General features: G+C 64.1%; 16 protein-coding genes. 4 read left to right on the plus strand and 12 right to left on the minus strand.

Going from position 1 to position 12,939, the window contains the following annotated elements; all coding sequences use genetic code 11:
- Positions 1 to 27: 27 nt before the first annotated feature.
- Positions 28 to 633 (minus strand): 3-isopropylmalate dehydratase small subunit, encoded by a 606-nt coding sequence (leuD, locus tag I6F09_RS29915; RefSeq protein WP_057026583.1) that lies wholly within the window; start codon positions 631 to 633, stop codon positions 28 to 30.
- 170 nt (positions 634 to 803) lie between these two features.
- Positions 804 to 1,202 (minus strand): metallopeptidase family protein, encoded by a 399-nt coding sequence (locus I6F09_RS29920; RefSeq protein WP_225171998.1) that lies wholly within the window; start codon positions 1,200 to 1,202, stop codon positions 804 to 806.
- A gap of 157 nt (positions 1,203 to 1,359) precedes the next feature.
- Here I6F09_RS29920 and I6F09_RS29925 point away from each other — a divergent pair, with 157 nt between their 5' ends.
- Entirely contained in the window at positions 1,360 to 1,635 is a 276-nt protein-coding gene (locus tag I6F09_RS29925) for a hypothetical protein (protein WP_225113830.1), read from the plus strand.
- Positions 1,636 to 2,109: 474 nt separating this feature from the next.
- Complete coding sequence (locus I6F09_RS29935) at positions 2,110 to 2,670, plus strand: hypothetical protein (RefSeq protein WP_225189686.1); 561 nt, start codon at positions 2,110 to 2,112, stop codon at positions 2,668 to 2,670.
- A gap of 153 nt (positions 2,671 to 2,823) precedes the next feature.
- On the opposite strand, the gene I6F09_RS29940 is transcribed toward I6F09_RS29935, so the two are convergent.
- The 8 genes from I6F09_RS29940 to ffh all read right to left on the minus strand — a co-directional run bounded on the left by I6F09_RS29940 (position 2,824) and on the right by ffh (position 9,563).
- Positions 2,824 to 3,033, minus strand: coding sequence for a hypothetical protein (locus tag I6F09_RS29940; protein ID WP_036008898.1), 210 nt, complete (start codon positions 3,031 to 3,033; stop codon positions 2,824 to 2,826).
- Between the two features lie 90 nt (positions 3,034 to 3,123).
- Entirely contained in the window at positions 3,124 to 4,530 is a 1,407-nt protein-coding gene (gene leuC / locus I6F09_RS29945) for a 3-isopropylmalate dehydratase large subunit (RefSeq protein WP_036024581.1), read from the minus strand.
- 444 nt (positions 4,531 to 4,974) lie between these two features.
- Positions 4,975 to 5,355 (minus strand): 50S ribosomal protein L19, encoded by a 381-nt coding sequence (gene rplS / locus I6F09_RS29950; protein WP_036008895.1) that lies wholly within the window; start codon positions 5,353 to 5,355, stop codon positions 4,975 to 4,977.
- A 110-nt stretch (positions 5,356 to 5,465) separates the two neighbouring features.
- Positions 5,466 to 6,221, minus strand: a complete 756-nt coding sequence (gene trmD, locus I6F09_RS29955) for a tRNA (guanosine(37)-N1)-methyltransferase TrmD (RefSeq protein ID WP_225113775.1) — start codon at positions 6,219 to 6,221, stop codon at positions 5,466 to 5,468.
- An 87-nt stretch (positions 6,222 to 6,308) separates the two neighbouring features.
- On the minus strand, positions 6,309 to 6,932 hold the full coding sequence (locus I6F09_RS29960) for a DUF4304 domain-containing protein (RefSeq protein WP_225189687.1): 624 nt from the start codon (positions 6,930 to 6,932) through the stop codon (positions 6,309 to 6,311).
- Between the two features lie 113 nt (positions 6,933 to 7,045).
- Positions 7,046 to 7,570, minus strand: coding sequence for a ribosome maturation factor RimM (gene rimM / locus I6F09_RS29965; RefSeq protein WP_225189688.1), 525 nt, complete (start codon positions 7,568 to 7,570; stop codon positions 7,046 to 7,048).
- Between the two features lie 9 nt (positions 7,571 to 7,579).
- Positions 7,580 to 7,912: a 30S ribosomal protein S16 gene (gene rpsP, locus I6F09_RS29970; protein WP_025032875.1), complete on the minus strand. Its 333-nt coding sequence runs from the start codon at positions 7,910 to 7,912 to the stop codon at positions 7,580 to 7,582.
- Between the two features lie 100 nt (positions 7,913 to 8,012).
- Entirely contained in the window at positions 8,013 to 9,563 is a 1,551-nt protein-coding gene (ffh, locus tag I6F09_RS29975; RefSeq protein WP_225189689.1) for a signal recognition particle protein, read from the minus strand.
- A 454-nt stretch (positions 9,564 to 10,017) separates the two neighbouring features.
- On the opposite strand from ffh, the gene I6F09_RS29980 reads away from it, so the two are divergent.
- Complete coding sequence (locus tag I6F09_RS29980) at positions 10,018 to 11,082, plus strand: MBL fold metallo-hydrolase (protein ID WP_225189690.1); 1,065 nt, start codon at positions 10,018 to 10,020, stop codon at positions 11,080 to 11,082.
- Between the two features lie 176 nt (positions 11,083 to 11,258).
- On the plus strand, positions 11,259 to 11,669 hold the full coding sequence (locus I6F09_RS29985) for a hypothetical protein (RefSeq protein ID WP_225135298.1): 411 nt from the start codon (positions 11,259 to 11,261) through the stop codon (positions 11,667 to 11,669).
- 88 nt (positions 11,670 to 11,757) lie between these two features.
- Here I6F09_RS29985 and I6F09_RS29990 read toward each other — a convergent pair whose 3' ends face one another.
- Complete coding sequence (locus I6F09_RS29990; RefSeq protein ID WP_036024562.1) at positions 11,758 to 12,462, minus strand: SIMPL domain-containing protein; 705 nt, start codon at positions 12,460 to 12,462, stop codon at positions 11,758 to 11,760.
- Between the two features lie 5 nt (positions 12,463 to 12,467).
- The coding region (locus I6F09_RS29995) for a GyrI-like domain-containing protein (RefSeq protein ID WP_225189691.1) at positions 12,468 to 12,939 on the minus strand (472 nt) is incomplete at its 5' end.

The raw sequence follows: 12,939 nt of genomic DNA on the forward strand, positions 1-12,939 counted from the left end.
GGGCCGGGGCTCAACAAAAACTTGCGATCAGGCCCAGGCGCGTTCGCGCTTGAGCTTGTCCTCGTAGGAGTCGATCGAGGCCTTCTTCTCCATGGTGAGGCCGATGTCGTCGAGGCCGTTGATCAGGCAGTGCTTGCGGAACGGGTCGATCTCGAACTTGACCTTGCCGCCGTCGGGGCCGCGGATCTCCTGGTTCGGCAGGTCGATCGTCAGCGTCGCATTGGCGCCGCGCTCGGCGTCGTCGAACAGCTTGTCGAGGTCCTCTTGGGTGACGCGGATGGGCAGAATGCCGTTCTTGAAGCAATTGTTGTAGAAGATGTCGCCGAACGAGGTCGAGATCACGCAGCGGATGCCGAAGTCGAGCAGCGCCCAGGGCGCGTGCTCGCGGCTCGAGCCGCAGCCGAAATTGTCGCCGGCGACCAGCACCTTCGCGTTGCGATAGGCGGGCTGGTTGAGCACGAAGTCCGGATTCTCGCTGCCGTCGTCCTTGTAGCGCTGCTCGGAGAAGAGCCCCTTGCCAAGGCCGGTGCGCTTGATGGTCTTGAGGTACTGCTTCGGAATGATCATGTCGGTGTCGACATTGATGATCTTCAGCGGCGCCGCGACGCCTTCCAGCGTGGTGAACTTGTCCATGGTTGCGCTTTCCCGCACGTGGTTCAGGGAACCGGCTATTTATCGCGATCGGGCCGGAAATCCTAGGCCGAATTCGGCAGGGCTAGTCTGCCGTAGGGGGTTTGAAGCCGAACTGGCGCGGCATCGGGATTTCACCTCTCCCCGGTGGGGAGAGGTGGACCGAGAGCGTCCTACTCCGCCTTAGCCTCAATCGCGGCCATATCGTCGTCCGACAGACCAAAATGGTGGCCGATCTCGTGGATCAGGACATGGCGGACGATGTGGCCGAGGCTTTCGTCGTGCTCGGCCCAATAATCCAGGATCGGGCGGCGGTAGAGCCAGACCATGTTGGGCAGCCGTGCCACGTCGCCAAAGCTCTGCTGGGGCAGGCCTACGCCCTGGAACAGGCCGAGCAGGTCGAACTCGCTCTCGCATTCCATCTCGTCCAGGACCTCCTCGGTCGGGAAGTCCTCGACACGGACGATCACGCCCTCGCAAAGCTTGCGAAATTCCGCCGGCAGGCGCTCGAACACGTCGTGAGCCATCGCTTCCATTTCGGCCAGCGAAGGGGCTTTCAATTCCGTCCACATGAGCACCTCTTAGCGCGGGTTTCCCGCTGATGCATCTGGCTTTATAAGCGCGGCGAGGTTGACGGGCGCCGCCAAAACGGGGAGCGTGGGGCGATCGATGGGACGGTTCAGGGTGGGCGGAAAAATGCGAGCGAAAACAGCGCTGACTCTACTGTGCATGGGGTTGTTTTCGCAGCTTTGCATCGGCGCCGAGGCGCAGGCCGCCAGTTCCGAAATCCGGATGGCCCAACTGGTCTCGCCGGACGATGTCCCCCCGCCGCGCAAGCGGCCGCGCCTGCGCATCACGCCCTATTACAGCCCGGACGGCGTCTATCCCCGCTACAATCCCGGCCCCGACGCGGTCCGGGTCTGCAACGCCACCTATGTGCAGGAGTACCGGCCGAGCGGCACGGTGATCGTGCCGCGCGTGAGCTGCTACTGGCGCCGGGGCTGACTTCGCGGCGACCTCGTGAGGGTGTGATGGCGAGATGGATCGCATGGGCCTTTGCCGTCGCGCTGGCCACTGGGCTGCCTCGCGCGTCCGCCGCGCCAAGGGCGACGGTCCCGGAGGCGTCTGCGGGGATTGCGGTTTTCGATGTACGACGACACGCGCGGACCTATGACATGGCGCGGCCTGCCGTACGCCGCGATCCGCGCTACTACGCGCGCCCTGTCTACTATCGTCCCTATCCCTACGGCGTGCCGGCACCGTTTGTGTTCACCTACGGCCCCTTCTGGTAAGGCGCCGCTTTGGCGGCCGGCTTTGCGATCGCGCGAGGCACGGCGTCGCATCGCGGCGCCGCGGGTCGTTCATTCATGGCGCGTTCACATCGCTGTCCGCAACTTGATCCCGGCAGCGACCGCAATTGAACGGCCATGGCGCGGCCGAGACGTCGCAGCTCTGCTGTCCGGATTCAGGGAGGATTCCATGCTGAGGATGTTTGGCCGCCGGGCTGTCCCGATGCGCCTGCTCGGGCTTGCGGCCGCCGCGACGCTGATGCTGTCGGCCGGCAGCGTGCGCCGCGCTGAAGCGCTGAGCTTGATCAATCCGGCCACGTCGCCCGCGGCCAAGGCTGCGACCGACGATCTCGTCACGCAGGTTCGTCAGGGGCATGGCGGGCACGGGCATGGTTTCCACGGCGGAGGTTTCCGTGGAGGAGGCTTCCATCGCGGTGGAGGACATGGCTTCCATGGCGGCGGATTCCGCGGCGGCCACATCGGTGGTTTCCGCGCGGCACCAGCCTTTCATCACAGGCATGTCGGTTATCGTCATCACGGCTTTCGCTACGGCGGATATGGTGGTGTCCACCGGCACTGGGGCCATCATCGCCCCCATTTCGGCCATCGTCACTTCCACCGGCGCTATTATGTCGGCGGTTATTATCCTTCCTACTATCCACGTCGCTGCCGGATCATCTGGACCTATTACGGCCCGCGCCGCGTCTGCCACTGGCCGCGGTGGCACTATCCGTACCGATACTATTGGTGATGTGAACTACTCGAACAGCGTCATGGCCGGGCATAGCCGTCCGAAGGACGGCGTCGCTTCCGCTCGCCTATGTCCCGGCCATCCACGTTCTTGGGGCTTGCGCAGAGAGTTCGTGGATGCCCGGGACGAGCCCGGGCATGACGGAGAGACTGGTCAGAGCCAATCCTTCAGCTTCCACGACGAAGCTTTCCACCGCATCAGGTTCTCCAGCTTCCATTGCTTGAACATCGCCGGTGGCCAGCGGCTGAGCTTGGAGATCTCCTCGACCTCCGGCTTGGCGACGATGCGCAACGGCGGCGCGCGTCGCCGGTGCTGGCGCGTGGCCTCGCTGATGAGATCGACATATTCCGGCTTGTTGGCCATGACGTGTCCTCGCGAAACCGTCGCGAGGACATCGTCGGCGCCGTCGATTAACGACGCTTTGCCGCGATCGCTACAATTGCAGGGACCAGCTTAGCGCCAGTCCCTGACGTCGACGAAGTGGCCCGCGATCGCCGCCGCTGCCGCCATCGCCGGCGACACCAGATGGGTGCGACCCTTGAAACCCTGGCGGCCTTCGAAATTGCGGTTTGAGGTCGAGGCGCAGCGCTCTTCCGGCTTCAGCTTGTCCGGGTTCATCGCAAGGCACATCGAGCAGCCCGGCTCGCGCCATTCAAAGCCGGCCTTGATGAAGATCTTGTCGAGACCCTCGGCTTCGGCTTGCTCCTTCACGATGCCGGAGCCCGGCACGACCATGGCATTGACGTTCGCCGACACGGTCTTGCCTTCGGCGATCTTCGCCGCGGCCCGCAGGTCCTCGATGCGGCCGTTGGTGCAGGAGCCGATGAAGACGCGGTCGAGCTTGATGTCGGTGATCTTCGTGCCCGCCGTCAGGCCCATATATTTCAGCGCGCGATGCTTGGAGATGCGCTTGGCCTCGTCCGCGATCTTATCAGGATCGGGCACGATACCGGTGACAGAAATCACGTCTTCAGGCGAGGTGCCCCAAGTCACGATCGGCGGCAGCTTTGCGGCATCGAGGCGCAGCTCGTGGTCGAAATGCGCGCCGTCATCGGAGCGCAACTTCTCCCAGTAGCGCATCGCCGCGTCCCAGGCCGCGCCCTTCGGAGCCTTCGGGCGATCACGCAGGAAGTCGAACGCCTTCTGGTCGGGCGCGACCAGGCCAGCGCGCGCGCCGCCTTCGATCGACATGTTGCAGACCGTCATGCGGCCTTCCATCGAGAGCGCACGGATCGCTTCGCCGGCATATTCCAGCACGTAGCCGGTGCCGCCCGCGGTGCCGATCTCGCCGATGATGGCCAGGATGATGTCCTTGCCCGTCACGCCATCCGGCAATTTGCCGTCGACGGTGACGCGCATGTTCTTGGCCTTCTTCTGGATCAGCGTCTGCGTCGCCAGCACGTGCTCGACCTCGCTGGTGCCGATGCCGTGCGCGAGCGCGCCGAACGCGCCATGCGTCGAGGTGTGGCTGTCACCGCAGACGATGGTGGTGCCGGGCAGCGTAAAGCCCTGCTCGGGGCCGATGACGTGGACGATGCCCTGGCGCTTGTCGAACTCGTTGTAATATTCGATGCCGAACTCCTTGGCGTTTTCGGCCAGCGCCTTGATCTGCTCGATGCTTTCAGGGTCGGGATTCGGCTTGGTGCGGTCGGTGGTCGGCACGTTGTGGTCGACGACGGCGAGCGTCTTCTCGGGCGCATGGACCTTGCGCCCCGTGGCGCGCAGGCCTTCGAACGCCTGCGGCGAGGTCACCTCGTGCACCAGATGGCGGTCGATATAGAGCAGGCAGGTGCCGTCCTCGGCTTCGTGCACCAGATGGTCGTTCCAGATCTTGTCGTACAGGGTGGTCGGCTTGGACATGAGCTTGAGCTCCGAAGAATGTGTGTCAGCGATGAGCGCGGCAGAGCGCGCGGGCAACAAAATCGTCAGCGCAGCCTTCAGGCTGCGCGGCTAAGCTCTGACGTTGCCGAGGTCGCGAAGCGTCCGAAGAACCGGCCAGGCAGCCGCGAGCGATCGTCGATGACGATGCGCTGGATGCGGGCGAAGCTGGTCAGATCTGGAAACATTCTAGAAGCTATATAGCACGCACCGGTAAAAGCGCGAGAGTTTCAGCTCGTCATTGCGAGCCACGGGGTCCGCGCGTAGCGCGGCCCGATGACGGGCTCCGCGAAGCAATCCAGAAATGCATCTGCGGAGGCAGTCTGGATTGCTTCGTCGCAAGGGCTCCTCGCAATGACGGTCAGGCAAACAAAAAGCGCGGAGCCGAGCCCCGCGCTTTCGAAAGACCTGCCTGGTGGCGAAAGCTTACTCGCCGACGGCAGCAGCGCGGTCCTGCTTCTCGACGATGCGGGCCGACTTGCCGCGAAGATTGCGGAGATAATAGAGCTTGGCGCGACGCACCTTGCCGCGGCGCACCACCTTGATCGAGTCGATCATCGGGGAGAGCAGCGGGAACACGCGCTCGACGCCCTCGCCATAGGAGATCTTGCGCACGGTGAAGCTCTCGTTGAGGCCACCGCCGGAACGGCCGATGCAGACGCCCTCATAGGCCTGCACGCGGGTGCGGTCGCCTTCGACGACCTTCACGTTGACGATCACGGTGTCGCCGGGGGCGAATTCCGGGATGTCCTTGCCGGCCGACAGCTTGTCGAATTGCTCCTGCTCGAGCTGCTTGATCAGGTTCATGGGTAAATCTCCATCGGCGCGCCCAGCCCTGGAAACGGGGGGCTGCGCAAAATTCGTCTATCCAGCCATTGCGGATTTGGCCGCTCCTATAAGGCAAGCCGGAGCGTTTGTCACCCGTCTGTCTTGGTTTTTGGCGTTTTTTGGCCGCTCCCCCGATTCGCGGCCTTTTCCCACAAATCCGGGCGCCGGGCGGCCGTCAGGGCCTCGGATTTGGCCCGCCGCCAGGCGGCCACCTTGGCGTGGTCGCCGGAGGTGAGGACAGCAGGGATCGGAACCCCCTCGAACAGCTGCGGGCGGGTGTATTGGGGGTACTCCAGCAGGCCGTCCGAAAAGCTTTCCTCGGTTCCGGAGGCTTCCTTGCCCATCACCCCCGGCAGCAGCCGGACGCAGGCGTCGATCAGGGCTAAAGCTGCGATTTCGCCCCCGGACAGCACGTAATCGCCGATCGAGACCTCCTCCAGGCCGCGCGCGTCGATCACCCGCTGGTCCACCCCCTCGAACCGCCCGCAGACGATCAGGGGGCCGGGGCCTCGGGCGAGCTCGACCACCCGTGCCTGGGTCAATGGCCGACCCCGCGGGCTCATGAGCAGGCGTGGCCGCGCTTTTGACGGGTCTTGCCCGATCTCGGCAGCATCGATCGCCGCGGCGAGAACATCCGCCCGCAGCACCATGCCCGGCCCACCGCCGGCCGGCGTGTCGTCGACGCTGCGGTGGCGGTCGGTGGCGGAGGCCCGGATGTCCCGCGCCTCGATCTGCCAGAGCCCAGACGCGAGCGCCCGGCCGGCGAGGCTCACGCCGAGCGGCCCCGGAAACATCTCCGGAAACAGCGTCAGCACCGTCGCGCGCCAGGGTGAGGGATTGGTCATGTTCGCTGGTTAGGACATCGTGCGCGCCAGGTCGAGACCCGGCATGGGGCGCACTCAAGTGGCAATCTTTAGGGCCGCGGCGTCCCGTTACGTCTGCTTCGATTCCGTTGCTCTACACAACTCCTCCAGTTCCGAACGAAGAGCGGACGCATTTGCCAAACTCGCCAGCGCGATCCGGGCGAAGGCGTTGGCGTCAGCCAGATTGCCAATCGATTGCCTCATGAGCGCCAATGAGCGCGCCATTCGAACCTTCGTGGAGCCGAAGCCTGAAAAGCTATACTCGCCGGCCTCGAATTGTGCAGGCGTGACCTTTTGCAACGGAGATTCTGGTCCGGACACCTCGGAGAATAGCCTCCAACCGATTGTCGCGTAGACCAATGCTGCCGCCCGAACGGCCGCGTCCATGCTCTCTTCTGACCCTTCGTGTTCCCACCATTGATCGCTCTTTGTTTCAGACAGTCTTCGCCGAAATTCGCAGAGCTCTTCTCTGATTTTCATTGGATCAGGTGAGTTGCCAGCGACATCCGGGATCGACCGAGGCTGGATGCCGAGGTTTATCGCGAACTTGCCGCCGTACCGCGATCCTTGAACCTGAACAACGTGGATGAGATCTTCCGAGACACGACGAAATGTGCGGCCGAAGCCGACGAAGCCGTCGTTCTTGAGCGTTGGATTCAGGTGCTTCTTGATTGAAGATTCGAGGCGAGGCATCGGTCCATTCACATGTCTCTCCGAACCTTTGCTCTCAGTTCCGCTCGCCGGCGCACTCAGGAATCTCCTGCGCATTTCGCGCGCGGTCCCTGTGCATGAATTCAGACGAGAACTTATAGCCATGACTTCTCGTCCTCGCCCTCGATCTCCTGCGGCAACGCGATCACGACGCGGCCGCCTTTGAGGTCGACTTCCGGCACCACCGCGTTGGAGAACGGCAGCAGCATCGTCGGGCCCTTGGGCGGCGCGATCTCGATGATGTCGCCGGCGCCGAAATTATGGATCGCGAGCACGCGACCGAGCGCATCGCCATCAGTTGTGACGGCGGCGAGCCCGATCAGATCGGTGTGGTAATATTCGTCCTCGTCCGTCGCGGGCAGTTTTTCGCGCGCGACGTAGAGCTCGATGCCGTTGAGGCGCTCGGCCTCATCGCGGGTCACGACACCCTTGAATGTCGCGACCAGATGATCTTTGGCCTCGCGCACCTGCGCGATTTCGAACTGGCGCCTGCCGTCCTTGGTCGACAGCGGACCGTAGCGGCGGACGGCAAAGGGATCCTCGGTGAAGGTCCACAGCTTGACCGCACCGCGCACACCATGCGCGGCGCCGATCCGCGCGACGCAGACCAGCGCCGACATGATCCGGCCTTACGCCTTGGCGGCGGCTTCGGCCTGCGCCTTGCGCTCCTTGCGCGGCACGGCCTTCTCAGGGTTGTTGCGCGCTTCGCGCTTCTTGACGCCGGCGGCATCGAGGAAACGCGCGACGCGGTCCGACGGCTGCGCGCCCTTGGCGAGCCAGGCCTTCACCTTGTCCATGTCGAGCTTGAGGCGGGTCTCGTTGTCCTTCGGCAGCAGCGGATTGAAATGGCCGAGACGCTCGATGAAGCGGCCATCGCGCGGAAAACGCGAATCGGCGACGACGACGTGATAGACGGGACGCTTCTTGGTGCCTGCACGGGCGAGGCGGATAACGACGGACATTCAGTTCTCCTTGAAAGTGTGGTTTGCAAAGTACGTTTTGTTCGGTTGATTGGTATTTCCGCGCCGCGCGAGATGCTGATGATCCCGTGCGACGAATTCCTCATTTCTTCTTGCCGGGGAAACCGCCGAGGCCCGGCAGCGTCGGCTTGCCGCTCAGCCCGGTTAGTCCCGGAAGGTTCGGTAGGCCTTGGCGAAGACCGGGCGGCAGATCCTTCGGCAGATTCGGCAGGCCTTGTCCGCCGCCCGCGCCTTGCATCTTCTCCTGCAGCGCCTTCATCTCTTCGGGCGAGGGCATCTTCATGCCGCCGCCAAAACCCATCGCCTGTGCGATGCCGGCGAGCGGGCCGCGCTTGCCCGATCCCATGGCCTTCATCACGTCGGCCATGTTCCGGTGCATCTTCAGCAGCTTGTTGACGTGCTCGACGCTCTGGCCGCTGCCGGCCGCGATGCGCTTCTTGCGGCTGGCCTTCAAGAGGTCCGGATGACGCCGCTCCTCGCGCGTCATGGAATCGATGATCGCGACCTGGCGCTTCAGGATCTTGTCGTCGATGCCGGCGGCCGCGATCTGGCTCTTCATCTTGGAGATGCCGGGCATCATGCCCATCAGCCCGCTGATGCCGCCCATGTTGGCCATCTGCAGCAGCTGCTCGCGCATGTCGTTGAGGTCGAACTGACCCTTGCGCATGCGCTCGGCGGTGCGTGCGGCCTTCTCGGCGTCGATATTGGCGGCGGCGCGCTCGACCAGCGACACCACGTCGCCCATGCCGAGGATGCGGCCGGCGATACGATCCGGGTGGAAGTCTTCTAGCGCGTCGGTCTTTTCGCCGGTGCCGATCAGCTTGATCGGCTTGCCGGTGACGGCGCGCATCGACAGCGCGGCGCCGCCGCGGCCGTCGCCGTCAACGCGTGTGAGCACGATGCCGGTGAGGCCGACGCGCTGATCGAACGAGCGCGCCAGGTTCACGGCGTCCTGGCCGGTGAGCGAATCCGCAACCAGCAGCACTTCATGCGGATTGGCCGCGGCTTTGATCGCGGCCGCCTCTGCCATCATCTCTTCGTCGAGCGTGGTGCGGCCGGCGGTGTCGAGCAGCACGATGTCGTAGCCGCCGAGCTTGCCGGCTTCCAGCGCGCGTTTGGCGATCTGCGGCGGCTGCTGGCCGGCAACGATTGGCAAAGTGGGAATGTCGAGGTCGCGGCCGAGCACGGCCAGCTGCTCCATCGCCGCCGGGCGGTAGACGTCGAGCGAGGCCATCAGCACCTTGCGCTTGTCGCGCTGGACCAGGCGGCGGGCGAGCTTTGCGGTGGTGGTGGTCTTACCGGAGCCCTGCAGGCCGACCATCATGATCGGCACCGGCGGCACCGAATTGACGTCGATGGTCTGGCCTTCGGCGCCCAGCGTGTTGACCAGCTCGTCATGGACGATCTTGACCACCATCTGGCCGGGCGTGACCGACTTGACGACGGTGGCGCCGATCGCCTGCTCGCGGACGCGCTCGGTGAAGCTGCGGACCACTTCGAGCGCGACGTCGGCCTCCAGCAGCGCGCGGCGCACCTCGCGCATCGCGGCGTCGACGTCCTTCTCGGTCAGCGCACCGCGCCCCGTCAGACGATCGAGAATGCCACCAAGCCGTTCCGACAGATTGTCGAACAATGCCGTTGTCCTGTTGCTGTCTTCCCGATGGGAAGAGCGCTCCGTAACTCACCGCTGTCATGCCCCGCGAAGGCGGGGCATCCAGTACGCCGCAGCACCTCAGATCAAGCCGAGCCGCCTCTGGGATACTGGATCGCCCGATCAAGTCGGGCGATGACACCTTCCTGGATAAGCATCTTCCAAACACCTTTGCGCCCGAGGGCGCACAGCGCTGTCGGGCGTTGACCTCCGGCCCCCGGGGCCGGTCGGCGGGTCGAAAAGAAAGCCTTTCCGAGAAAGTGGCGGGGTTAAACGCCGCTCCCGCTCAAAAGTCAAGGAAAGTTAGGGTGTCGGCCCGCCCTTGGTAAGGCAAGGTTTTGAAAACGTGATCCTTTTGTCGCAGGTTCCTTTTCCGCCAGCCCCGCCCATATAGGCGGTGATGTCTTACCCCTCCAACCATCCCTAGAAGCCCGCCGTGCCGATCACCCGCCGCCGCCTTTTCGGACTATTCGCCGGAACCGGTGCGCTGGTCGGCGTCCCCTCCCTCTGGATGTCCAGCATGAAAACCTATGACGGCCCCGCCTCCGATCATTTCGACGGCCTGACCTTCTTCGATCCGGACGGGGCGCCGCCGAAATCGCTGCGCGAGGTGCTGCGCTGGCAGCTCGGCGGCAAGCGGCAGCGCGCGACCTGGCCGGATTGGGCGCCCAGCCCACACGCCGACACCCCGCCGGCGCGCGTCGACGGCGACAAGGTGCGGCTCTCCTTCGTCGGTCATGCCAGCTGGCTGATCCAGGCCGGCGGCCTCAACATCCTGGTCGATCCGGTCTGGTCGGAGCGGGTCTCACCGGTCGCCTTCGCCGGGCCGAAGCGGCACAACGACCCCGGCATCGCCTTCGAGAAGCTGCCGAAGATCGACGTCGTGCTGGTCTCGCACGGCCATTACGACCATCTCGACATCGCGACGCTGTCGCGGCTCACCAAGAATTTCGCCCCGCGCGTGGTCACCCCGCTCGGCAACGACGTCACCATGCGCAGCTGGGATCCCGGCATCAAGGTGGAGGCGTTCGACTGGCATGATCGCGTCGAACTCGGCGAAGGCGTCGCGGTGCATTTAGTGCCGACGAGGCACTGGACCGCGCGCGGCCTGTTCGACCGTAACAAGGCGCTGTGGGCGAGCTTTGTCCTGGAGACGCCGGCCGGGAAGATCTACGTGGTCTGCGATTCCGGCTACGGCGATGGCCGCCATTTCCGCCGCGTCGCCGAGAAGCACGGCAAGCTGCGCCTGGCGATCCTCCCGATCGGCGCCTACGAGCCGCGCTGGTTCATGCGCGACCAGCACATGAACCCCGAAGATGCGGTGAAGGCGCTGGCCGATTGCGGCGCCGAGCAAGCGCTCGGGCATCACCACGGCACGTTCCAACTGACGGACGAAGCGATCGACGCGCCGGCGATAGCGCTGGTCGAGGCGCTGGATGCCGCGAAGATTCCGCAGGAAAGATTCGTGGCGATGCTGCCGGGGCAGGTGGTGGAGATTTAGGTCGTGTATCCATAAACCCGGCGGCTTGATGCGACGAAAGCAATGTCCGCTTTGCTCCCATTGCGGCAGGTGCGTGCGGTTCTGCGTTGTTGAACCAGAAAGCCCATGACGCAACAAAGCACCATGGATTTCTTTTGGTCGGAAGACCTTTATTAATCGATGGATGGAGCCGGCCTGTGGGATTTTTGCTGAGAATTGTGCTTGCAACCGCTCTCGTGAACCTTGCTCCGGCCGTCGCCCAGGCGAAGAACGCCGTCGCTTCTCCTGCCTTGCAGAAGGAATTCGATGGCTTCATCGAGAAGTTTCGCGCGGCGCTGAAGGCAAACGATTCCGCCGCCGTCGCCGGTATGACACGATTGCCATTCATGAACGACAACGCAATTCGCGACGCCGCGCAATTTGGCGCCAAGACCTATCGGACCTCGTTCACGGCGAGAAATCGCGCGTGTATCCAGCGCGGCAAGGCCGTCTACGATCGCGATGACTATAAGAACGACAGTTACTTCGTCTTCTGCGGCGAGCTCATCTTCGTCTTTACCAAGACGCCGGCGGGGTTCCTTTTTACTGATATCAGCGTGAATGATTGATCGGGCAACGATGCTATCCCTGCCGCCGGACGTATGATCGGGTCGTCGGCCCATTGGTATTGCGACGATGCGCCTCTTACGAAAGCGGCTACTGCCCCGGCTTGATCGCCCAGCTCACATTCACCGTCACCGTCAGCGTCTCCTCGCCCGGCGCGACCGCGGCCTGTGGGGCTGCGGCCATCCGTTCGGCCATGCGGCCCTTGAACAGCGGCACCGGGCCGCCGCCCTCGGTGACGCTGAGCGGCGCGCCCAGCGTCACACCGGCAGCCTTCGCGTAAATCTCCGCCTTGCGCCGCGCGTCGGCCACCGCCTGCTCGCGCGCATCATCCAGCAGCTTCGAGGCCTGCGTCACCTCGAACGAGATGTTGCCGATGTCGTTGGCGCCGGCGCTGACGAGCGTGTCGATGATGCCGGCCACCTTGGTCACGTCGCGGATCTTGACGGTGACGCGGTTGCTGGCGCGGAAGCCGACGACCGGGGATGCGCCGGTGGATTTGTTCTGGCCGTATTGCGGCTGCAGCGACAGCCGCGAGGTCTGGTAATCCTTCTCGGCGATTCCTGCGCCCTTCAGCGCCAGCAGCACCTTGCCCATCGCGGCGTTGTTGGCATCGGAGGCCTCTTTCGCCGTCTTGGCGTCGTTGGCGACGCCGGCATCGATTTGCGCGAGATCGGGCGCCGCGGATACGGAGGCTTCGCCGCTCACCGAGATCGCGGAGGGAAAATCCTCGGCGCGCGCGGGCGCGGCGAGCAGTGTGGTGGCGAGGACGGCGGCAAGTAGGGCAGGCTTTTTCATCAGTCTCACTTCAGTGGCACGAAAACATTGATCACGAGCTTGTCCTCGGACGTCTTCAGGGGATCGGTGAGGTACTCCTCGATGAAGGTGTCCTTGGCTTCCAGCCTCTTGTCGTCGAGGTGATTGGTGATCGCCTCATACGTATTGTCCATGTTGTCGTAGGAGCCGCGATGGACGAATTTCAGCGCCTTGCCTTCAGGCGATTTGCCGATGCTCATGTCCTTGGACAGGTTCTTCGGGTCCTGATCGACCGGGATCTCGGCAAGGAAGGTGAAGCCGGTATCGTCCGTCGAGGTGTAGACGATCATCGAATTGCCCGATGGCTTGATGCCCTGCTTGTCGAGCAGCGTGTTCAGCGCCTTGAAGGCGTCGATCAGCGTGTCGAAGGCGGAGTCCCAATTGGCGGTGCCCTTGACCATCACGACCTTCTTCGGCTCGAGCGTGGTCTCGAGGCCAAAGGGATCGGCGGTCTGAACC

Origin of the sequence: Bradyrhizobium sp. IC3195, from assembly GCF_020193585.1 — a bacterium.
GTDB lineage: Bacteria > Pseudomonadota > Alphaproteobacteria > Rhizobiales > Xanthobacteraceae > Bradyrhizobium > Bradyrhizobium yuanmingense.